The sequence below is a fragment of the Streptomyces sp. genome (assembly GCF_031181555.1).
In the GTDB taxonomy this organism is placed as follows: Bacteria; Actinomycetota; Actinomycetes; order Streptomycetales; family Streptomycetaceae; genus Streptomyces; species Streptomyces fimbriatus.
The window spans coordinates 50,796-72,026 of record NZ_JAPSKQ010000004.1 but is presented as its reverse complement, the minus strand read 5'-3'; the positions used below and the strand labels follow the sequence as shown (position 1 = coordinate 72,026).

Sequence of the window (21,231 nt, the reverse complement as noted above, 5' to 3'; positions counted from 1 at the left end):
TGCCTGAAAGATAAGTGGTATACGGCTGACCCCGCACCGCCGGTCCTGCGCCCCGACCGGTCCCGCCGATCTGGAAGGATCCCGGCATGGCCGCATCCCCGAGCACCGCCAGAGCCATCAACGACCGGCTCGCCCTGCGTCTGCTCCAGCAGGAAGGCCCGCTGACGGCAGGCCGGCTGAAGCAGCTGACCGGGCTCTCCCGGCCGACCGTCGCCGACCTCGTCGAGCGCCTCACCGCCGCCGGTCTGATCGCGGTGGTCGGAGAGGCGGGGGAGCAGCGGCGCGGACCCAACGCCAAGCTGTACGGCCTCGTCGCCGGCCGGGCGCACCTGGCCGCGCTCGACGTGCGCACCGAGGGCGTCGCCGTGGTCGTCTCCGACCTCGTCGGCGAGGTCCTGGCCGAGGCGTCCGTGCCCATCACCGGGGACGCGGGGACGGGGTCCGCCGTGGAGCAGGCGGTGGCGCTGGTCGAGCGGGCGGTGAAGGAGGCGGGCGCCGACCGGCTGCACACCGTCGGGATCGGCGCGCCGGGACTGATCGACCCCGCGAGCGGCGAACTGCGCGACTCCACCGGCCTGCCCGAATGGCACCGCCGCCTGGTCGCCGCGCTCCAGGAACGCCTCCCCGAGGCCCGGATCAGCGTGGAGAACGAGACCAACCTCGCCGCCCTGGCCGAGCAGCGCGACGGGGCGGCCCGCGACCGGGACACCTTCGTCCTGCTGTGGCTGGGCCACGGCACCGGCGCGGCCGTGGTCCTCGACGGTGCCCTGCGCCGAGGCGCCTCCGGCGGCACGGGCGAGATCGGCTTCCTCCCGGTCCCGGGCACGAACGGCCTCCCGTCGGCCACGGACTGCGCGGGCGGCTTCCACTCCCTGGCCGGGGCGGCGGCGGTCGCGGAACTGGCGGGGGAGTACGGCGTCGTGGCCGAGCCCGGGGTCGAGCCGGTGGCGGCGGGGGCGGTGCGGGCGGCCGTCCGGGGAGCCGGACCGGCGTCCGCCCGGGTGCGTTTCCTCGACGCGCTGGCCGACCGGATCGCCGTGGGCGTCGCGTCGGTGGTCGCACTGCTGGATCCCGGGTGCGTGGTGCTGGGCGGGGAGGTCGGGCAGGCCGGCGGGGAGGCGCTCGCCTCCCGGGTGCAGGGCCGCCTGGCCGCCCTCTCGCCGCTGCCCGCCGAGGTGCGGGCCGGCGTCCTGGGCGGCGGCGCGGTCCTGCGGGGCGCGCTGCTGACCGCCCGGGACCGCGCCCAGGACGAACTCTTCGGGTCCCCCGCGCCCTGGGACTTCGACGCCGTCGGTCGACCCCGCCCCGCGGCCGGGGCGTGAGCCCGCGGTCGGTGCCCCGGGGCGGTGTGCTCCGGCCGCGGGAGTGACTCCTTCCCGGAAAGCGTCGCGCCCGGCGGATCCGCGACCCGGGCCCGCCGGGATCGTCACCGGCGACTTCGGCACTCCGCGCGGGCCCTCACGGCTCCGCCGGCGATCCGGCCGCCCGCCGCAGGGAGACGACTCGGCCCCGGTCGGCGGTGGCAGGCCCCGCCCGGGGCGGCTCGGTGCCGGCTCCCCGGCCGCCGTGCGGGCGAGTGCGCGGACCGGCCCGCCCGCACGGCGGGGGCCGGCCCGCTCACCGGCGCCCCGTGCCCCCGAACCGCTCCGCCAGGAACTCGTCGAACGTGCGCCTGCCCACCGCCCGCTCCGGGGTGAGATGGCCGCCGCCGCGGAAGGCGCGGTAGGCCGCGCCGCGCAGGGGGACCTTCACCACCGCGCGCCGGCGGCCCGTGGCCCGCAGATACGCGCGGGCCAGCGAGTCGAACGTCCGCACCTCCGGGCCGCCCATGTCCTCGACACGGCCCGCCGGCCCGTCCTGGGCCAGCTCCGCCAGGCGCTCGGCGACCTCGGCGGTGTCGATCGGCTGGTCCTTCACCCGGGCCGGCAGCAGCAGGACCGGCACCTTGGCCAGGCCCTGGAAGAGCATGAGCAGCAGATCGTGGAACTGGGTGGTGCGCAGCACCGTCCAGCCCAGCCCCGACTCCTCGACCAGGCGCTCCACCGCCAGCTTGGTCCTGTAGTACCCGAACGGCACGCGGTCCACGCCGACGATCGAGATGTACACGAGATGACCCACCCCGGCCCGCCGGGCCGCGGCGATCAGGTTCGTCGCCGCCCTCTCGTCGCCGCCGCGCGGCGACGTCGCGCAGTGCACGACCGTCTCCACGTCCGCGAGGGCCGTGTGCAGGCCGCTCCCGCCCTCCCGCAGGTCGACGGCGTACGGCCGGGAGTGCCGGCTGAGGACCCGCACCTCGTGCCCGTCCGCCCGCAGCCGCTCGGTGACGAGCCGGCCGAGCGTTCCGGTACCGCCGGTCACCAGGATCGTGGTCATGCTGTTCAGCCCCTTCGGACACCGGGCGCCCCCTGCCGGTGCGCCCCCGTCAGCTGGGACGGGCGGCCGCCGCGAGATGTGACATCGGCCTGGAGAGCCGTTGCCGCGGGTTCCGCGCCGGCGCCGGCCGACGGCGTACGAAGTCCAGCTTGTCCGAGCCCGTCACGGCCCGCACCCGGGGGGCGGGCCCGTCCGGCCGAGGCGCTCACCGCGCCGGTGTGGTGAGACCCGGCGGCGGGCAAGGGCCGTCGTCACCGCCGCCGGGCCGGTCTCGCACGGGGGTCAGCAGGCTCCCTGGTCCCGCCAGACCCCCCATTCGCCGGTGGTTCCGGGCTCCTCGCCCTTCGTCCACCACTGCGCCTTCCAGAGGTGCCCCTCGTGGGACACCACGCTGCCGCCGCCGTACGCGGTCGAGGCGTCCCAGGCCGGCTCCGCGCAGTCGCCGGGCTCACCGGGCGGCGTCGTCGGCGGGTCCGTCGGCGCCGTGCCGGTGCCCGGCTCGACGACGGTCGTCCCGCGGGCCAGGTCCCCGGCGAGGGCGTACTCCTCGCCGTTGATCGTCACCGTCCAGTTCGACGGGGTCGACACGGGCAGGTAGTAGTTGAACGCCAGGTCGACGGTCGCACCCGGCGCCAGCGACTGCCACGCAGGCAGCTTCAGCGACACCCGGTGGAAGTCGCCCTTCAGACCGCCCACGTTGTCGCCCGTGTGGTCGCTGCGGACGACCTTGGTGCCGAAGCCGGACTGGTCGGACGCGTTCCCCGGAGCCGAGGTCGCGTAGTCGAACCGGAACTCCGTGCCGCCCGGCAGCGCGGTCTTCGTGTGGTTCGTGATCCGCAGCTTGGGCGTGATCGGGTAGTTGGAGTCGCCCAGCTTGAAGTCCGTGAACTCCACGTCCACGTTCACGGCCTGAGCCGGCAGGTCCGCGTTCGACTTCCTCGCGCCGTACGGCGTGGCCGACTTGAACTTGTCGTACATCAGCGAGGTGAGCGTGTCGCCCGTCTCGTACTGGCCCTTGGCGGCGTTCCAGGAGTAGTCGCCGGCCAGCTCCCAGACCATGGTGCCGCCGATGCCGCGGTCCACGACGTAGTCGGCCTTGGCCGCGACCGACTGCTCGTCCTCGGTGGAGAGGAAGACCTTCTTCTCGGCGTTCCACAGCCAGGGGGCGACCAGCGTCGAGTCGTACTTGCGGGCGTACGTTCCGGTCAGCTCGGTGTCCGCCGGGAAGCCGTACCGGGTGACGTAGTCGCCGACGATCCCCTTCTCGAGGTTCTTGGCGTGCCACATCGGGTTGGAGCCCGCCGGGGACTCCTTGCCGTTGGTGTCGAGGTCGTGCCAGAGGTTGTCGATGCCGACGGCGCCGTCACCGCACTTGGTCAGGCCGGAGCCCGCCGGGCAGGAGGAGGCGGCGGCCCTGCCCCACAGACCGTCGGTCCCGCCCTGGACGTTCTTGAACCCGCGGGTGTAGTACGGCAGGCCGATGTTGATGCGGCCGGCCGGCATGGAGCCGCGGAAGTAGTGGTAGGCCCAGTCGGTGTTGAGGTAGCCGATGCCGCCGTACTGGGCGCTGCCGTAGACGTTCGAGGCGGCCAGCTCGGCGTCCCTGCCGTCGTCGAAGAGGGAGGCGTTGGGGCCGACGTACTCGTTCCAGGCGCCGTGCAGGTCGTACGACATGATGTTGACGTAGTCCAGGTACTTCTGGACCTGGAAGGTCTCCATGCCGCGCAGCAGGTAGCCGGACGAGGGGGCCGCCACCGTCAGCAGGTAGTGCCTGCCGTCGGCCGCGCCCGCGCGGTCCAGCTTCTCGCGCAGCGTCTTCATCAACGCGGCGTAGCCCTTGACCAGCCCGGCCCGGCGGCCGTTGGCGAGGGACCAGTCGAGCGGGTTGCCCGCGTCCTTCATGGTCGTCGGGTACTCGTAGTCGATGTCGACGCCGTTGAAGCCGTACTTCCGGATGAAGTCGACCGCCGAGTCGGCGAAGGTGTCGATGCCGGCCTGGTTGACCGAGCCGTCGGCGTTGGTGGCCATCGAGTAGAAGCCGCCGGAGTTCACACGGTTGCCGCTGTCGTCGAAGTAGCCCCCGGTCTCGGCCCAACCGCCCACCGAGATCAGCGTCTTGACGTCCGGGTGCTGCTTCTTGAACTTGTTGAGCAGGTTGAAGTGGCCCTTGTAGGGGAGGGCCGGGTCCATCTCCGCGCCGGCCACGCCCGGCCAGGTCGTGCCGGTCGCCGGATTGGCCGCGCCGTCCGAGCCGACGGAGAGCTTGTTGCCCTTGTCGACGTGCGCGAACGCGTAGTTGATGTGGGTGATCTTGTCCCACGGGATGTCGGACGCGAGGTAGGCGGGCTTTCCGTCCTTGCCGGTGCGCCAGCCGGTGAAGTAGCCGATCACCCGGCGCTGGTGGTCGGCGCCCATCTTCTCCCGCCCGGCCGTGTCGTAGACCGAGCAGTACGGGACGGCGACGCCAGGCGTCCGGTAGAGGCCGTCGGGACGGCAGGACTCCTGGTCGGCGGCGTGCGAGACGGTGGCCGGGAGGGCCGCGAGCAGCAGGCCCGCGACGGCGGCGGCGGAGGCGAGCAGGGCAGGTCTCGCCCCGGCGCGCGAGGGGGACGGCACAGTGGGTTCCTCTCCACGGAAGTTGGCGCAGACCCTAAGAGGACTAGACCACACCGTCAATAGGTATGGACCAATCTCGCGACCCTTCAAGCGCGGGCGACGGGGCGGGAGTTGGCCTCCCGCGTCCCGTCCGGCGGGCCGGGCGTCACCGAATGTGAGCCACCCCACACTCCTCGCCCGCATGGACGGCGATCGGGCGTGGCACACTGGCCCTGTATCAGTAGCAGCGCACTCCGGGGTCGGTGAAAGTCCGAACCGGCGGTTACAGTCCGCGACCCGGTCGCCTCCAGCGGCCGGTTGACCAGGTGAAATTCCTGGACCGACGGTTAAAGTCCGGATGGGAGGCAGTGCGCGGCGAGCGGGCATCCGTGCGCGCCGCCCGAGCGGTCCGTCCTGAGGGCGGACTCCGTCCGGCGTCGTCCCCGGTGTTCCCGTTCGTTTCCTCTGTCGTCATCGACAGCCCCGGAGTCCGTGCCCGAAGAGGCAGGAGGACCCGGGAAGTGTTCACCGGAATCGTCGAAGAGCTGGGCGAGGTCACCGCCGTCGAGACCCTCGACGACGCCTGTCGCTTCCGCCTGCGAGGCCCCGTCGTCACCGAAGGCGCCGAGCACGGCGACTCCATCGCCGTCAACGGCGTCTGCCTCACGGTCGTCGAGCACGAGGGCGACGAGTTCACCGCCGACGTGATGGCCGAGACCCTGAACCGCTCCAGCCTCGGCGCCCTCGCCGTCGGCTCCCGCGTCAACCTCGAACGCCCCATGGCCCTGGGCGCCCGCCTCGGCGGCCACATCGTGCAGGGGCACGTCGACGGCACCGGCGAGATCCTCGAGCGCAAGCCGTCCGAGAACTGGGAGATCGTGAAGATCTCGCTGCCCGCGGACCTCTCCCGCTACGTCGTGGAGAAGGGCTCCATCACCGTCGACGGCATCAGCCTCACCGTCGTCGACGCCGGGCCCGACTTCTTCACCGTCAGCCTGATCCCCACCACCCTCGCCCTGACCACCCTCGGCCTCAAGCAGCCCGGCGACCCGGTCAACCTCGAGGTGGACGTCATCGCCAAGTACGTCGAGCGGATGATCGGCGACCGGGCCGTCGGCGAGGGGGCCGCGCGGTGAACTGGCTCAACTCCGAGGCCTTCGTCCTCTTCGACCAGCACATCAAGTGGTCGGACATGATCGGAAACGTGATCGGTCTGATCGCCCTCGCCCTCGGCTGGCGGCGCTCCATCTGGACCTGGCCCGCCCAGTTCGTCTCCGGTCTGATCCTCTTCGCGGCCTTCGCCACCGCCCACCTCTCCGGCAGCGCCGGCAAGCAGATCGTCGTGATGCTCGTCGCCGCCTGGGGCTTTTGGCAGTGGAACCGCGGCAGGCAGCAGGCGCAGGACGGTTCCATCGCGGTCCGCTTCGCCACCTGGCGCGAGCGAGCGCTTCTGGCCGGCGCGGCCGCCGCGGGCACCCTCGCGGTGGGCGGCCTGTTCACGGCCTACCCGTCCCTGTCCTGGGACCCCTGGCCGGACGCCTACATCTTCGTCGGCACGATCGTCGCCATGTACGCCCAGGCCCGCGGCATGGTCGAGTTCTGGTTCGCCTGGCTGCTCGTCGACCTCGTCGGCGTCCCCCTGAACTTCGCCAACGGCTTCGCCTTCTCCGGTTTCGTCTACGTCATCTACGGCGCGCTGGTCCTGTGGGGGCTGCGCGACTGGTGGCTGCGCTCCCGCACCGCGCGGCCCGCCCTGGAAGGAGCGCCCGCATGACCGCCCTGCCGTCTCCCGCCACCCCCCTGAACGAGGCTCCCCCGGAGCAGAAGGCCTGGGGGGACCCCCACCGCGCCGCCCCCTCGATCCCACCGATCCTGTACGGCACCGACGGCTTCGAGGACCTCGCCCTCGACCCGGTCGAGCAGGCCATCGCCGACATCGCGGCCGGCCGCCCGGTCGTGGTCGTCGACGACGAGGACCGCGAGAACGAGGGCGACCTCGTCATCGCCGCCGAGAAGGCCACCCCCGAGATCATCGCGTTCATGATGAGCGAGTGCCGCGGTCTGATCTGCGCCCCCATGGAGGGCGAGGAGCTGGACCGGCTGAAGCTCCCGCAGATGGTCGAGGACAACACCGAGTCGATGAAGACCGCCTTCACCGTCTCCGTGGACGCCTCCGCCGCCCACGGGGTGACCACCGGCATCTCGGCGTCCGACCGCGCCACCACCCTCCAGCTCCTCGCGAGCGGCACCGCGGAGCCCGGCGACCTCGTCCGCCCCGGCCACATCTTCCCGCTGCGCGCCCGCTCCGGCGGCGTGCTGGTGCGCAACGGCCACACCGAGGCCGCCGTCGACCTCGCCCGCCTCGCCGGGCTGCGCCCGGCCGGCGCCATCGTCGAGATCGCCGGCGAGGACGGCAGCATGCTGCGCCTGCCCGAGCTGATCCCGTTCGCCCGCAAGCACGGCCTGACGATCATCTCCATCGAGGACCTGATCGCCCACCGCCGCTCCCTCGAACTCCCGGCCCTGCCCGGGCAGGGGGCACCCCCGTCCGAGCCCGCCGTCCGCCGCGAGGCCGAGGTCCACCTGCCGACCTCGCACGGCGTCTTCACGGCGTACGGCTACCGCTCCACCGTCGACGGGGTGGAGCACGTCGCCCTCGTCCACGGCGAGGTCGGCGACGGCGAGGACGTCCTCGTGCGCGTCCACTCCGAATGCCTCACCGGTGACGTCTTCGGCTCCCAGCGCTGCGACTGCGGCCCCCAGCTGGACGCCTCCCTGGGCCGCATCCGGGCCGAGGGCCGGGGCGTGGTGGTCTACCTGCGCGGACACGAGGGACGCGGCATCGGCCTGATGTCCAAGCTGCGCGCCTACGAACTCCAGGAGCGCGGCCGCGACACCCTCGACGCCAACCTCGAACTCGGGCTGCCCGCCGACGCCCGCGACTACGGCGCCGGCGCCCGGATCCTCGCCGACCTCGGCGTGCGCAGCGTCCGCCTGATGACCAACAACCCGGACAAGTCCGCGGCGCTCGTCCGGCACGGCGTCGAGGTCACCGGCCGCGAGCCGATGCCCGTCACCGCGGGCGAGCACAACCTCCGCTACCTGCGCACCAAGCGGGACCGGATGGGCCACGACCTGCCCTGGCTGGACACGCCGACCGTGCCCGCCTGCAGCAACCAGTAAGAGAACCACTGAGGAGAGACGTGAGCGGCAAGGGTGCACCGGAACTGTCCGTACGCGACGTGGGGGACCTGCGGGTCGCCGTCATCGCGGCGCAGTGGCACGAGAAGGTGATGGACGGACTGGTGGACGGCGCCCTGCGCGCCCTGCACGACCTCGGCATCGACGAGCCGACCCTGCTCAGGGTCCCCGGCAGCTGGGAGCTCCCGGTCGTCGCCAAGGTCCTGGCCGGCCGGGGCTACGACGCGGTCGTCGCCCTCGGCGTCGTCATCCGGGGCGGCACGCCCCACTTCGACTACGTGTGCCAGGGCGTCACCCAGGGCCTCACCCAGGTGTCGGTCGACACCGGCGTGCCCGTCGGCTTCGGGGTGCTCACCTGTGACACCGAGGAGCAGGCCCTGGACCGCGCCGGACTGCCCGGTTCCAGCGAGGACAAGGGCCACGAGGCGGTCACCGCGGCGGTGGCGACCGCGGCGACGCTGCGTTCAGTATCCGAACCCTGGCGCTGAGGAGCCCCCGTCACCGCGTAGGGTTAGGACCACCATGTCCAAGAAGACGTTCGAGGAGCTCTTCACCGAGCTCCAGCACAAGGCCGCCCACGGCGACCCCGCCACCTCCCGCACCGCCGAGCTGGTGGACAAGGGCGTCCACGCCATCGGCAAGAAGGTCGTCGAGGAGGCCGCCGAGGTCTGGATGGCCGCCGAGTACGAGGGCAAGGAGGCGGCCGCCGAGGAGATCTCGCAGCTGCTGTACCACGTCCAGGTGATGATGGTCGCCCGCGGCATCTCCCTCGACGACGTCTACGCCCACCTGTAAACCCGAAGCCCGCGAAACACCCCTTCACACAAAGGAAGCCGACCTCATGCTGCGCATCGCCGTCCCCAACAAGGGTTCACTGTCCGGCCCTGCGGCGGAGATGCTGCATGAGGCCGGCTACCAGCAGCGCCGCGAGTCCAAGGAACTGCGGATCGTCGACCCGGAGAACGAGGTCGAGTTCTTCTACCTCCGCCCCCGCGACATCGCGATCTACGTCTCCTCCGGCCGCCTCGACATCGGCATCACCGGCCGCGACCTGCTCGTCGACTCCGGCGCCAGGGCCGAGGAGATCCTGCCGCTGGGCTTCGCCCGCTCCACCTTCCGCTACGCCACCAAGCCCGGCACGGCGCACTCGGTGGCGGACCTGAACGGCATGACGGTCGCCACCTCCTACGAGGGCATCGTCGCGGGGCACCTGGCCGACCACGGCATCGACGCCTCCGTCGTCCACCTCGACGGCGCCGTCGAGACCGCCATCGAGCTGGGCGTCGCCGAGGTCATCGCCGACGTCGTGGAGACCGGCACCTCCCTGCGCAACGCGGGCCTGGAGGTCATCGGCGAGCCGATCATGAAGTCCGAGGCGGTCGTCATCCGCCGCACCGGCGCGGACGCCGACGCCGACGAGGCCGTCGAGCCCAAGGTGCAGCAGTTCCTGCGCCGCCTCCAGGGCGTCCTGGTCGCGCGGACGTACGTGATGATGGACTACGACTGCCGGGTCGAGCAGCTGGAGAAGGCCGTCGCGCTGACCCCGGGCCTGGAGTCCCCGACCGTGTCCCCGCTGCACAACGAGGGCTGGGTCGCCGTCCGCGCGATGGTCCCGTCCAAGGAGGCGCAGCGGGTCATGGACGACCTGTACGACATCGGCGCCCGCGCCATCCTCACCACGGCCATCCACGCCTGCCGCCTCTGACCGGGACCCGGAGCACCACCATGTCGGACGCCAGCCCGGGCGGGCCGCCCGCCCTGCCCGTCACCTTCCGGCCGGGACGCACCCGTGCGGTGCTGCTCACGGCCGCCGCCTCGATCTTCGTGGTCATCACCCTGATCGCCCTGCTGCTGAAGCAGCTCGGCCCGGGCGAGCGGATCAGCTTCGTGTTCACCGCCGCACTGCTGGCCGGCGTGCTGTATCTGCTGGCCCGGCCGAAGGTCGTCGCCGACGAGACGGGCGTCACCGTCGTCAACATCACGAGCAGGCGCCGTCTGGAATGGGCGGAGATCCTTCAGGTGAACCTCCGGCCGGGTGATCCCTGGGTCTTCCTCGACCTCAGCGACGGCACCAGCCTGCCCACGCTCGGCATCCAGCCGGGCATCGCCAAGCAGCGCGCCATCGCCGACGCGCGGGCCCTGCGGGCGCTCGTCGAGGCCCGTTCCACGGCCGGCCCCGAGTCGCCCCGGGGTTGACGCGCGGAACGCGTCGGGGCCGTCCACCCTGCCGCGGTCGCCCCTGTCGTGATTAATCTGGTGGGCGGAGGCGCGACGACAGCGCCTCCGCCCCTGCCGCCCCGCCCGGTGCGCCAGGGGTTCCTGCTACCCGAGGAGTGACCCTCTCCGGCGATGGACGGATCGTCCTGCAGTACCTGCGCCGCCCCCTGCCGACATAGCGCGGAACGAGCCGCCGAGGCCCGCGCCCACGCGGAGGCGGCGGCACCATGACCATCCCCCTGCTGCTCCTGGCAGCCGCGTTCCTGCTGATTCTCGCCAACGGATTCTTCGTGGCCGCCGAGTTCGGCCTCGTCACCGTCGAGCGCGCGGACGCCGAACGGGCCGCCGCCGACGGCGACCGGCGCGCCCGCCGCGTCGTCGAGTCGCTGAAGGAACTCTCCTTCCAGCTCTCCGGCACCCAGCTCGGCATCACCCTCACCTCCCTGGTCGTCGGCATGCTCGCCGAACCGGCGCTCGCCCGGCTGCTGGGCGGCCCGTTCACGGCGATCGGGATCCCCGGGGGCGCCGTGCCCGGCGTCTCGGTGGTCGTCGGCATGCTGCTGGCCTCGGCCGTGCAGATGGTGATCGGCGAACTCGTCCCCAAGAACTGGGCCGTGTCCCGCCCCCTGCAGGTCGCGCGCTTCGTCGCCGGCCCGCAGCACCTCTTCGCCCGCCTGTTCCGCCCGGTGATCGCCGGGCTGAACGCCGTCGCGAACCGGCTCGTGCGCGCCCTCGGCCTCGAACCCGCCGACGAACTGGCCTCCGCCCGCACCCCGGGCGAACTGGTCTCCCTGGCCCGGCACTCCGCCCGGGCCGGCGCCCTGGAACAGGACACCGCCGACCTGTTCGTCCGCACCCTGTCCCTGGGCGAGCTGACCGCGCAGCACGTGATGACCCCGCGCGTGAAGGTCAGCGCCCTGCAGTCCTCGGCCACCGCCGAGGACGTCGTCAACCTCACCCGCGCCACCGGGCTGTCCCGTTTCCCCGTCTACCGGGAGAAGATCGACGAGATCGTCGGCATGGTCCACCTCAAGGACGCCCTCGCGGTGCCCGCGCGGGAACGGCTGCGCACCCCGGTCGACCGCATCGCCCGCCCGGCGCTGCTCGTCCCCGAGACCCTGCCGGTGCGCCCGCTGCTGAAACGGCTGCGCAGCGAGCAGCCCATCGCGGTCGTCGTCGACGAGTACGGCGGCACCGCCGGCGTCGTCACGCTGGAGGACATCGTCGAGGAGATCGTCGGCGAGGTCCGCGACGAGCACGACGGGCACGACCTGCCCGAACTCGCCGCGGCCCCGCCCGAGGACGGCCGGCCCGCCTGGGACGCCGACGGCGCCTGCCGCGTCGACCTCCTCGGCCGCATCGGCCTCGACGTGCCCGAGGGGCCCTACGAGACGGTCGCCGGCCTGGTCGCCGGCCTGCTCGGCCGCATCCCGGCCGTCGGCGACCGCGCCGAACTGCCCGGCTGGCGGCTGACCGTACGGCAGGTCGGCCACTACCGCGCCGAACGGGTCCGCCTGGTCAGGACGGCCCCCCTGGCCGCACCCGGCGACAGCCCGGCCACGGGGGGCGTCGCCGTGGAGGCCGTCCGATGAGCGTGCTCCAACTGCTGTTCGCGGCCCTGCTCGTGCTCGCCAACGGCTTCTTCGTCGGCGCCGAGTTCGCGCTCGTGTCGGTCCGCCGCAGCCAGATCGAACCGCTCGGCACCGCCCGCGCCCGCCAGGTCCTGTACGGCCTGGAGCATCTGCCGCAGATGATGGCGGCGGCGCAGTTCGGCATCACCGTCTGCTCGCTGACGCTCGGCGCGGTCGCCGAACCGACGGTCGCCCACCTGCTGGAGCCGGTCTTCGAGTGGATCCACCTGCCGCACGGCATGATCCACCCGCTCGGCTACGTCATCGCGCTCGCCGTCGTGGTCTTCTTCCACCTCGTCATCGGCGAGATGGTCCCGAAGAACCTCGCGATGGCGGCGCCCGAGAAGGCCGCGCTGTGGCTGAGCCCCGGCCTGGTCTGGTTCGCCCGCCTGTGCGGGCCGGTCACCCTCGCGCTCGGCGCCTGCGCCCGGGCCGTCCTGCGGCTCTTCCACGTGGAGCCGAAGGACGAGGTGGAGGCCGTCTTCACCAGCGAGCAGCTCAACCGGCTCGTGGAGGACGCCGGCCAGGCGGGCCTCCTCGACCCCGAGGAGGCCGAACGTCTCGAGGACGCCCTGGAGTTGGGCTCCCGTCCGGTCACGGACGTGCTGCTGGGGCGTGAGTCGCTGGTGACGGTCGACCCGGCGGTCACCCCGGCGCGGATCGTGGAGCTCACCGCCCGCACGGGGTACTCCCGCTTCCCGGTGGCCGGGGCCGGCGGCGCCTTCATGGGCTATCTGCACGTGAAGGACGTACTGGACCTGGAGGACACCGACCGGGCCGTGCCGCAGCGGCTCTGGCGGCCCATGACGACCCTGAGGCCCGAACTCCCGCTGGACGACGCCCTCACCGTGATGCGCCGCGCCGCGACCCACCTCGCCCAGGTGGCCGACGCGTCCGGCAGGGTGCTGGGCCTGGTCGCCCTGGAGGACGTACTGGAGCTCCTGGTGGGCGAGGTCCGCGATCCCGCGCACCGCGAGGGGCCCGGGGCGACGCCGGACACCGAGCCGGGGACCGGGGCGGACGGCACCGCGGGCGGCACGGCCGGCGGCAGGCTGACCGAGCCCAGGGCCGGTGCCCAGGAGGGGGCGCTCACCGGCTGACCCGAGCCGCGATCCGATCCGTGCCCCGGGCCGCGGGATCCGCCGGCGTCACATCGACGGCGGGTCCTGCGGCCCCCTGCCCGACAGCACCTCCCCGTACGCCTGCATCAGATCCGGCAGCCGCAGTGTCGCCAGGTCCTCCCGCGTCAGCGTCCCCGGGTACACCGACAACCGCAGGTCCCGGTACGCGCAGCTCTTCTCGTACAGCGTCCGCAGGAAACGCCCGTTGCCCAGCTCGTCGATCCAGCCCTGGTCCACCACGTGCCCGGCGATCGAACGCAGCTCGTCCAGTGCCTCCTCGTCCCACAGGTCGCCGTTCTCGGCGGCGAGCACCTTGCCGATCTCGGTGAGTTCGAGGGGACGGTAGGAGGGGAAGTCGACGCGGGTGGTGAAGCGCGAGGACAGCCCGGGGTTGGCGGCCAGCAGCCGGTCCATGCCCTCCGGATAGCCGGCCAGGATCACCACCAGGTGGTCGCGGTTGTCCTCGGCCCGCTTCAGCAGCACCTGGAGCGCCTCGTCGCCGTACGCGTCGCCCTTGCCGTAACCGGAGTTGGAGAGCGCGTAGGCCTCGTCGACGAACAGCACCCCGCCGAGCGCGGAGTCGATCAGCTCGTTGGCCTTCACGGCCGTCTGCCCGAGGTACTCGCCGACCAGATCCGCCCGCTGGGCCTCCACCAGGTGGTCGCCGCCGAGCAGGCCGAGGGCGTAGAAGACGCGGCCCAGGATGCGGGCCACCGTGGTCTTGCCGGTGCCGGAGGGGCCGGAGAAGACGAAGTGGCGTTTCGGCGGCTGCACCGGCAGCCCCTGCCCGGCTCGCAGCCGGGCCATGTTCAGCTGCGCGGACAACGCCTTGACCTGGCGTTTCACCGGTTCCAGGCCCACCATGCGCTCCAGTTCGGCGAGCGCCTCCTCCAGTAACGCGGGGTCGGTGGGTCCCGTCGGCAGGGGCGACGCCGCGGCGCCCGCCTTCTCGCGCACCGCCGGGCCGATGGCCGACGGGAGGGGAACGGGCGGCGGCTCGGGATCGGAGAGCCTGAGATCGCGGCCCTCGGTGCCGAAGAGCGGGTCGAGCGTGTCCGGGCCGTCCATCGCGTCCTGGCCCGTGCCGGTGAGCGTGATCGCGGCGAGGTCGGCGGAGTCGTCGTACCCGTCGCCCTCGGTGATCGCGGCGAGCCGGGCCGAGGTGTCCATGAAGGCCGGGTCGACCCGGTGCACGGCCCGGTACAGCGGGAGCGCCGCGGCGCTGCGTCCCGTCCCCTCGCGGGCGCGCGCCAGCCAGTAGCGCAGTTCCTTGCGCTGAGGCTGTTCGCTGCGGCACCGCATCAGAGCCGTCGACAGCAGCGGTTCGGCCTGCCCGTACATCTCCAGGCGGACCCGGGCCATGCCGCCGAACAGGCCCGCCTCGATGCCGAGCACCGGGTCCTCGACCAGCGGATCGGTGTGCCGGACGAGCTGTTCCCAGTCCTTGACCAGGTAGGCACGGCAGGCGTGCAGGAAGCGGACCTGCGGATCGCTGTCCACCGGGGGAAGCCCGGCGAGCGCCCGGTCCAGTTCGGGGACATGGCGTCCGTCCAGCCAGTGGGAGGCGTGCGCCAGCAGCAGGTCGCGGGGGCTCTCCAGCACCGGCTGCACCCACCAGCCCAGCCAGTACCAGGAGTTGAGGGTGCGCCGGTGCCGGGCGCGCTGTTCGCCGAAGCGGTCCCGGTGCCGGAACATCCTCAGCAGCGCGGCCGTCGTGTCGACGCGCAGCGCGTGCAGTCCGAGCCAGCCGTCGGCCATCCCCGGGTCGATTCTCACCGCGGCCCGGAACTCCTCCTCCGCCTGCGGATAGGCGCCCATCGTGTAGGCGTCGACGCCTCGCAGCCAGGCGAGGTCGGCCGGGGCCTGCGGGCCCTGCGTGCCGAAGTCCATCACGTCCCCCACAAACCGTGCCCCCGTCGGTGTGCCGGCCGGCCCTCGCCCGTCGGCTCCCTTTGGTCGAACCGCTGTGCCGCGGACCGGAGTTGCAAGGTGCGCGAAGCAGCGTCCGTAGGTCGCACCGAGGGCATCGTACCTGCGGCGGCGTCACCTCCGTAGGGTGCCGCGCACGCCACGGGGGTCGGGGAGAGGGGAGGGAGCGGGGCGGGTACGGTGACCGAGGGTGATCGTCATATGCCGCTGAGCGCCCGCAGAACACCCGAAGGGCAGAACGAAGCCCCCGATCACGGGGGAACAACCGGGGGCTTCGCGTCTGTCGGCGGCTCCGAATGGCCGCACGTGGAGAACGTAAGTCCTGTACGGCTCCCCGGTCAAGCCGCGTTGGGGTACTCCGGCAACTTGTCCGACACCGTTCTTCACAGGATCACCACACGGCGGACGACCCGTCACCGTGCGTGAGCGGACGGCCGGATCCAGCGGTCCCGGCAGGCCCGGGAAACACCTCGTATCCCTCGTGTCCCCCGTCGCGCTGCCGCACCAGAAGGTCGGCGAAGGGCCGCGAGGGGTCGCCGGCGAAGTGCTCGCGCTCCGCCCCGACCCATCCGTCCCAGAACTCCCGCTGCTCCTCGCCGTCCCGCGCCCGTCCCCGGGACCACGACTCCTCCCGGGGCAGGTCCATCCACAGCAGCAGCGCCAGATGCGGGCGCAGCGCCCGGCGCCCGGCCCCGACGCCCTCCACGACGATCACGGGTGCGGGCGGCAGCGGGCGGGGCGGTCCGAAGCGACGGGCCCGCCAGTCGTAGGGGGAGTAGTGCGCGGTCTCGCCGCGGCCGAGCGGCTCGATCACCTGGCTCAGCAGCCGGCCGGTCCAGCCGAACAGTTCCTCGTGGCTCGCGATGTCGTCGAGTCGCAGCACCGGGGCCCCGTCCAGCGCCTCGGCCAACCGCCCGGCGAACGTGGACTTCCCGGAGCCGGCGTGCCCGTCGACACCGACGAGCCGGACCGGGCCGCACGAGGGGGCGAGCCGGCGGATGCGGGAGGCGAGAGCGTGAATGGCTGGTTCCCGGGGGTGGGCGGAAAGGGCTGACGGGAGCACTCTAGGGCGCTGCCCGGAAGGGGCCGCCGCAGGTCCTGTCATTGGTCGAGTCCCATGTTGACCGGTGCGGCACGGCCCGGGGTGCTGGCAGGATCCGCCCCCCTGTGTCCATAGTTGGCGCACACCCGCTCCATCCGGCGGACGCACGCCGTCCGGCCGGCCGTGCACCGGACCTGTCCCGACTCCGACACCTGGGGGACCTCCACCCATGAGCGCAGCCGAACTGCCGTCCCGCAGAACCCTCCTGGCCGCCGCGGTCGTCACCGCCGTCGCCGGATCCGTGGCCCCGGCGTCCGCCGCCACCGCGACCGGCGGCCGGACCGCCGCCCGCCCCGTGGACAACCGGGCCTGGGTCTCGTACAGCGACTGGCGCACGGGCAGCGCCGACGGGACCCGCGCCGTCGCCGGCGCCCGCCCCGGTCTCGTGATCGCGAAACCCGCCGGCACCACGGACTACACCGACCCGCACACCGGTACCACGGCCGCCTGGGAGTACGCGACGTGGACCTCGCCCGTCCACCGGCTCACCGTCCCGGCGACGGAGGCGATCGCCTCCTGGAACGCGCACACCCCCGCCGGCACCTGGCTCCAGGTCGAGCTGAAGGGCACGTACTCCGACGGCACGGACACACCCTGGTACGTCATGGGCCGCTGGGCGGCCGGTGACCGGGACATCCGGCGCACCTCGGTGGACGACCAGGGCGACGGCAGGAGCAGCGTCTGGACCGACACCCTCGCCGTCGACGCCCCGGCCTCCGGCCTGCGTGTCGTCTCCTACCGGCTGCGGCTGACCCTGTACCGCCGCCCCGGCACGAGGCTCACCCCGACCGTGTGGCGGCTCGGCGCGATGGGATCCGACATCCCCGACCGGTTCACCGTTCCCGCCTCCCGGCCCCGCCTGGCCAAGGAGCTGATCGTTCCGCGCTACTCGCAGGAGATCCACAAGGGCCGGTACCCCGAGTACGACAACGGCGGCGAGGCCTGGTGCAGTCCGACCTCCTCGCAGATGATCATCGAGTACTGGGGCGGCCGGCTCACGGCGGAGCAGCTGGCCTGGGTGGACCCCTCTTACACCGACCCGCAGGTGTGCCACGCCGCCCGGTACACCTACGACTACCAGTACGCGGGCTGCGGCAACTGGCCGTTCAACGCCGCCTACGCGGCCACCTTCGAGGGACTGCAGGGCGTGGTGACGCGCCTCGGCTCCCTCGCCGACCTGGAGACGCTGATCGCGGCCGGCATCCCGGCCATCACGTCCCAGTCCTTCCGCGAGGAGGAGCTGACCGGGGCGGGGTACGGCACCTCCGGGCACCTGATGACCGTGATCGGGTTCACCGCCGACGGCGACGTGATCGCCAATGACCCCGCCTCGGACGACAACGAGGCCGTGCGCCGTGTCTACAAGCGGCGCGAGTGGGAGAACATCTGGCTCAGGACCAAGCGGTACAACGCCTCGGGCAAGGTTGTCTCCGGCACCGGAGGGGTCTGCTACCTGTACTTCCCGGCGCACCCGACCCCGCGTCAGCGCAAGGCGCTCGCGGCGGTGGGAGTGCGCTGAGCCGACTCGGCCGACGGGCCCCGTGCGACCGGGGCCCGCTGCCCGTGTGACCAACGTCTCGGCCGCGAGAGCCGCCGACGGTGGCAAGGTGGACAGGGCCCCCGGGGGAGCCCCCCACCACCGAGACCAGCGAGAAGCCATGACCGCGAACGCAGCCACTGTCACCCGTGTCCGTACCGGCGGTCCCCAGGAGGACGGCCCGAAGATCCTCGAGCACGTCATGGGATGGACCCTCGTCGTGGTCGTCGCGATGCTCGTGACCCAGCTCGGACTGCTGTGACCTGCGGCGTCGCGCTGCTGTGACCTGCCATACTGCGGGTGTCCCGCCCCCCGCAGGAGACCAGGGTCGAAATTGGATGTCAGCCAACCGCCTGCCGTGCGCCCGGGGGTGCGCGGCACCGAGCGCTCGCTGGCGCGCCGCGCCGAACTCATCGCCATCGGGCGGAGGCTGTTCGCCGACACGCCCTACGACGCGCTTTCCATGGACGACATCGCGCGCCAGGCGCATGTCGCCAAGGGGCTGATCTACTACTACTTCCACTCCAAGCGGGGCTACTACCTGGCGATCGTCCAGGACTCGGTGGCCGACCTGGTCGCCTTCGCGGCGAGCGGGGTCGAACTGCCGCCCGTGGAGCGGGTGCACCGCACCATCGACAGCTATCTGCGGTACGCCGAGCACCATCAGGCCGCCTACCGCACCATCGTCAGCGGCGGTGTCGGCTTCGACGCCGAGGTGCACGCGATCCGGGACGGGGTGCGCGAGGCGATCGTCGCGACCATCGCCGAGGGCGCCTACGGTCGCACCGACATCGCCCCGCTGGCGCGGATGGGGCTGCTGTCCTGGGTGTGCAGCGTGGAGGGTGCCGCGCTCGACTGGATCGACCGTCCCGAACTGTCCCGCGAGACCATGCGCGAGCTGCTGGTGAAGACGCTCGGCGGAGCCCTGCGCGCCATCGAGGAACTGGACCCCGCCCATCCGGCCCCGCGGCCCGCCCGCCGCGACACCTGAGACGCCCGGCGCCCGACATCCGGCGTCCGGCGCCCGGCGTCTGTGCCCGGCCGTCCGGGCAGGAGCACCGGGCCTGGGGGCAATGGTGCGGACCAATCCGGAGCGGCGGCGGTTTCTTGAAGTAAGCGGTCGTTAACCGGTGACTCGGTGCCGCCGATCGGGCATACTCACAGCGCACAGCCGCTGGTCAGCAGCTTCCGAGACCCGGGAGTGCGAGCATCGGCCAGGTCCCAGAAAGACCCCCGGCGGAGTCGCTCCCACCCAAGGCGCACGTCCGCCGATGTGCCCGAACAGGGAGGAGAGCGTCGCCATGCCCGACCGCGCCCCGCAGCCGGTTGACCGACAACTGCCCACGGACGAGGCCCGGGACCTGATCTCGCTCGTCCGCGACATCGCGCAGCGCGAGATCGCTCCCGGGGCGGCCGAGGAGGAGGACGCCGGGCGCTTCCCGCGCGAGCTCTTCACCCTGCTCTCCGAGTCCGGCCTGCTCGGCCTGCCCTACGACGCCGAGTACGGTGGCGGCGACCAGCCGTACGAGGTCTACCTCCAGGTGCTCGAAGAGCTCTCCACGGCCCGTCTGACGGTCGGCCTCGGCGTCAGCGTGCACACCCTGGCCTCCTACGCGCTCGCCGCCTACGGCGCCAAGGAACAGCAGGCCGAGCACCTGCCCGCGATGCTCGGCGGCGGTCTGCTCGGCGCCTACTGCCTCTCCGAGCCCGCCTCCGGCTCGGACGCGGCCTCCCTGCGCACCAAGGCGGTGCGCGACGGCGACGACTGGGTGATCACCGGTACCAAGGCGTGGATCACGCACGGCGGCATCGCCGACTTCTACACCGTCATGGCCCGCACCGGCGAGGAGGGCCCGCGCGGGATCACCGCCTTCCTGGTGCCCGGCGACGCCGAGGGGCTGAGCGCCGCCGCGCCGGAGAAGAAGATGGGCATGAAGGGATCGCCCACCGCCCAGGTCCACCTCGACGGCGTACGGGTCCCCGACAGCCGGCGCATCGGGGAGGAGGGCCAGGGCTTCGCGATCGCCCTGTCGGCACTGGACGGCGGCCGGCTCGGCATCGCGGCCTGCGCGATCGGCCTGGCCCAGGCGGCGCTCGACGAGGCGCTCGGGTACGCGGCCGAGCGACGGCAGTTCGGCAAGCCGATCGCCGACTTCCAGGGGCTGCGCTTCATGCTCGCCGACATGGCCACGCAGATAGAGGCGGGGCGGGCGCTGTACCTCGCGGCGGCCCGGCTGCGCGACGCCGGGCGGCCGTTCGCCAAGCAGGCGGCCATGGCCAAGCTGCACTGCACCGACACGGCGATGCGGGTCACCACCGACGCCGTCCAGATCCTCGGTGGCTACGGCTACACCGCGGACTTCCCGGCCGAGCGCTACATGCGCGAGGCCAAGGTCCTGCAGATCGTCGAGGGCACGAACCAGATCCAGCGCATGGTCATCGCCCGCCACCTCGCGGGTCCGGAGTCGCGCTGACCTGCCCGAGTCCCCGCCAGGGCGCCGCGAGCCGCGTCCACTCCGGGTCGTACCTTCCGGGCAGGGTGCGGCCCCGGCCCGCCCAGGCCCGCATCAGATCGCGGTAGATGGGCGGGTCCGGGACCTGGGACGGGGCGAGCGTGGCCGCCTCCGTGGGCGGTGGCACGAAGACACGGCGTTGACGCCCGGTCGTCGAGTGCGTGGGGGCCGTCATACCTGGGCAACGCAGGAGCGACCGGGCGGGTCACCGACCGCCGGAATAGGGCGTGCGTTCGCGACCGCCCCGTACGGCGGACCGGTGGTGGCCGTGGGCCGGGAGTCCTTCGGCGCGCCCCGCCACCGGTGGGCGGGGCACCGGTGCGCCCGGTGGACGAGGGCGGGCGGGACCGCGCCGCCCCCGCTGCGGCGTGCGCTCAGGCGGCGTGGCGCCGCATCGACGGCACCCTGATCGGACGCGAGCCCGGACCGCCGACGTGCGAGAAGGGCTGGGTGCGCCAGTCGAGTCCCTGAGGCAGCGTCAACAGCAGGGCGGTGTCCTGCTCCTGGGGGGCGAAGGACTCGTCCGCCGGCCGCGCCTCGGAGGCACGGCGACCGGTACCGGCGCAGACCGTGAGTCCGAACGGGTTCCACGGCGAAGCGCACAGCGCGTGCTCCGGCAGGACCTCCTCGTCCGCCAGCAGGGCGATGGGCTGCGCACAGTCCGGGCAGACGACCCGGTACATCTCGAAGGTGTCGTACGCGTCGAGTTCGTCGTCGAGGGCGTCGGGTTCGACGCACTCCGGCTCGGGCTCGACGACCGGCTGCTGCCGCTTGGACGTGGTGCGACCAAGGCGCTTGAGACTCTGCATGGGTTTTCTCCCCCTCGGGCTGGGCCGTGAAAGGCACTGCGGCCTCGACCACAGCAAGCACTTCCCACCGTCTCCGCGGGGTAATCACGAGAACATCACGGAGACCGGGCCAGGGCTGTGTCGTTCGTCACATGCCGCTCGCAGGTGCCCCGTGCGGCGGTTTTGTCCCCTCCGGCAGCTCGCGTCGGGCCGTCGGCACATCA

The 21,231-nt window shown here is 72.7% G+C and carries 19 protein-coding genes and 1 riboswitch; of the genes, 14 read left to right on the top strand and 5 right to left on the bottom strand.

Annotation, left to right across the window (positions count from 1 at the left end; all coding sequences use genetic code 11):
* Positions 1-86: 86 nt before the first annotated feature.
* Positions 87-1,322, top strand: a complete 1,236-nt coding sequence (locus tag RIM90_RS01955) for an ROK family transcriptional regulator (RefSeq protein WP_309058734.1) — start codon at positions 87-89, stop codon at positions 1,320-1,322.
* Positions 1,323-1,617: 295 nt separating this feature from the next.
* Here the strand turns inward: RIM90_RS01955 and RIM90_RS01950 are convergent, their stop codons facing one another.
* Together RIM90_RS01950 and RIM90_RS01945 are read right to left on the bottom strand one after the other, a co-directional pair.
* The gene (locus tag RIM90_RS01950) at positions 1,618-2,373 is read right to left on the bottom strand and encodes an NAD(P)H-binding protein (RefSeq protein WP_309058733.1); all 756 of its coding nucleotides are present in this window, start codon (positions 2,371-2,373) and stop codon (positions 1,618-1,620) included.
* 282 nt (positions 2,374-2,655) lie between these two features.
* Positions 2,656-4,989, bottom strand: a complete 2,334-nt coding sequence (locus tag RIM90_RS01945) for a chitinase C-terminal domain-containing protein (RefSeq protein ID WP_309058732.1) — start codon at positions 4,987-4,989, stop codon at positions 2,656-2,658.
* Between the two features lie 224 nt (positions 4,990-5,213).
* Positions 5,214-5,344, top strand: a riboswitch (FMN riboswitch).
* A 145-nt stretch (positions 5,345-5,489) separates the two neighbouring features.
* Here RIM90_RS01945 and RIM90_RS01940 point away from each other — a divergent pair.
* The 9 genes from RIM90_RS01940 to RIM90_RS01900 all read left to right on the top strand — a co-directional run bounded on the left by RIM90_RS01940 (position 5,490) and on the right by RIM90_RS01900 (position 13,117).
* Positions 5,490-6,104: a riboflavin synthase gene (locus tag RIM90_RS01940; RefSeq protein WP_309058731.1), complete on the top strand. Its 615-nt coding sequence runs from the start codon at positions 5,490-5,492 to the stop codon at positions 6,102-6,104.
* A complete protein-coding gene (locus RIM90_RS01935) occupies positions 6,101-6,742 on the top strand; it encodes a nicotinamide mononucleotide transporter family protein (RefSeq protein ID WP_309058730.1) in 642 nt (213 codons plus the stop codon). The genes RIM90_RS01940 and RIM90_RS01935 overlap by 4 nt, the downstream gene beginning before the upstream one ends.
* Entirely contained in the window at positions 6,739-8,151 is a 1,413-nt protein-coding gene (locus tag RIM90_RS01930) for a bifunctional 3,4-dihydroxy-2-butanone-4-phosphate synthase/GTP cyclohydrolase II (protein WP_309058729.1), read from the top strand. Before RIM90_RS01935 ends, RIM90_RS01930 begins: the two co-directional genes overlap by 4 nt.
* A 20-nt stretch (positions 8,152-8,171) precedes the next feature.
* A complete protein-coding gene (gene ribH / locus RIM90_RS01925; protein ID WP_309058728.1) occupies positions 8,172-8,657 on the top strand; it encodes a 6,7-dimethyl-8-ribityllumazine synthase in 486 nt (161 codons plus the stop codon).
* A 34-nt stretch (positions 8,658-8,691) separates the two neighbouring features.
* Positions 8,692-8,964, top strand: a complete 273-nt coding sequence (locus RIM90_RS01920) for a phosphoribosyl-ATP diphosphatase (RefSeq protein ID WP_004990764.1) — start codon at positions 8,692-8,694, stop codon at positions 8,962-8,964.
* 46 nt (positions 8,965-9,010) lie between these two features.
* Positions 9,011-9,874 (top strand): ATP phosphoribosyltransferase, encoded by an 864-nt coding sequence (gene hisG, locus RIM90_RS01915; protein ID WP_309058727.1) that lies wholly within the window; start codon positions 9,011-9,013, stop codon positions 9,872-9,874.
* A gap of 20 nt (positions 9,875-9,894) precedes the next feature.
* Positions 9,895-10,365 carry a PH domain-containing protein gene (locus tag RIM90_RS01910; protein ID WP_309058726.1) on the top strand — a complete coding sequence of 157 codons (471 nt, stop codon included), beginning with the start codon at positions 9,895-9,897 and terminating at the stop codon, positions 10,363-10,365.
* A 248-nt stretch (positions 10,366-10,613) separates the two neighbouring features.
* Positions 10,614-11,978 (top strand): hemolysin family protein, encoded by a 1,365-nt coding sequence (locus RIM90_RS01905; RefSeq protein WP_309058725.1) that lies wholly within the window; start codon positions 10,614-10,616, stop codon positions 11,976-11,978.
* The gene (locus RIM90_RS01900) at positions 11,975-13,117 is read left to right on the top strand and encodes a hemolysin family protein (RefSeq protein WP_309058724.1); all 1,143 of its coding nucleotides are present in this window, start codon (positions 11,975-11,977) and stop codon (positions 13,115-13,117) included. Before RIM90_RS01905 ends, RIM90_RS01900 begins: the two co-directional genes overlap by 4 nt.
* A 48-nt stretch (positions 13,118-13,165) precedes the next feature.
* On the opposite strand, the gene RIM90_RS01895 is transcribed toward RIM90_RS01900, so the two are convergent.
* Together RIM90_RS01895 and RIM90_RS01890 are read right to left on the bottom strand one after the other, a co-directional pair.
* Positions 13,166-15,028, bottom strand: a complete 1,863-nt coding sequence (locus RIM90_RS01895; RefSeq protein WP_309058723.1) for an AAA family ATPase — start codon at positions 15,026-15,028, stop codon at positions 13,166-13,168.
* Positions 15,029-15,458: 430 nt separating this feature from the next.
* On the bottom strand, positions 15,459-15,977 hold the full coding sequence (locus tag RIM90_RS01890; protein ID WP_309058722.1) for a hypothetical protein: 519 nt from the start codon (positions 15,975-15,977) through the stop codon (positions 15,459-15,461).
* 361 nt (positions 15,978-16,338) lie between these two features.
* Here RIM90_RS01890 and RIM90_RS01885 point away from each other — a divergent pair, with 361 nt between their 5' ends.
* The 4 genes from RIM90_RS01885 (at position 16,339) to RIM90_RS01870 (ending at position 20,180) form a co-directional block, all read left to right on the top strand.
* A complete protein-coding gene (locus RIM90_RS01885; RefSeq protein WP_309058721.1) occupies positions 16,339-17,688 on the top strand; it encodes a peptidase C39 family protein in 1,350 nt (449 codons plus the stop codon).
* A gap of 139 nt (positions 17,689-17,827) precedes the next feature.
* Positions 17,828-17,968, top strand: coding sequence for an SCO1431 family membrane protein (locus tag RIM90_RS01880; protein ID WP_309058720.1), 141 nt, complete (start codon positions 17,828-17,830; stop codon positions 17,966-17,968).
* A 72-nt stretch (positions 17,969-18,040) separates the two neighbouring features.
* The gene (locus RIM90_RS01875) at positions 18,041-18,697 is read left to right on the top strand and encodes a TetR/AcrR family transcriptional regulator (protein WP_309058719.1); all 657 of its coding nucleotides are present in this window, start codon (positions 18,041-18,043) and stop codon (positions 18,695-18,697) included.
* 310 nt (positions 18,698-19,007) lie between these two features.
* Positions 19,008-20,180: an acyl-CoA dehydrogenase family protein gene (locus RIM90_RS01870; protein ID WP_309058718.1), complete on the top strand. Its 1,173-nt coding sequence runs from the start codon at positions 19,008-19,010 to the stop codon at positions 20,178-20,180.
* A 413-nt stretch (positions 20,181-20,593) separates the two neighbouring features.
* Here RIM90_RS01870 and RIM90_RS01865 read toward each other — a convergent pair whose 3' ends face one another.
* Positions 20,594-21,028: a hypothetical protein gene (locus RIM90_RS01865; protein ID WP_159530620.1), complete on the bottom strand. Its 435-nt coding sequence runs from the start codon at positions 21,026-21,028 to the stop codon at positions 20,594-20,596.
* Positions 21,029-21,231 lie beyond the last annotated feature (203 nt).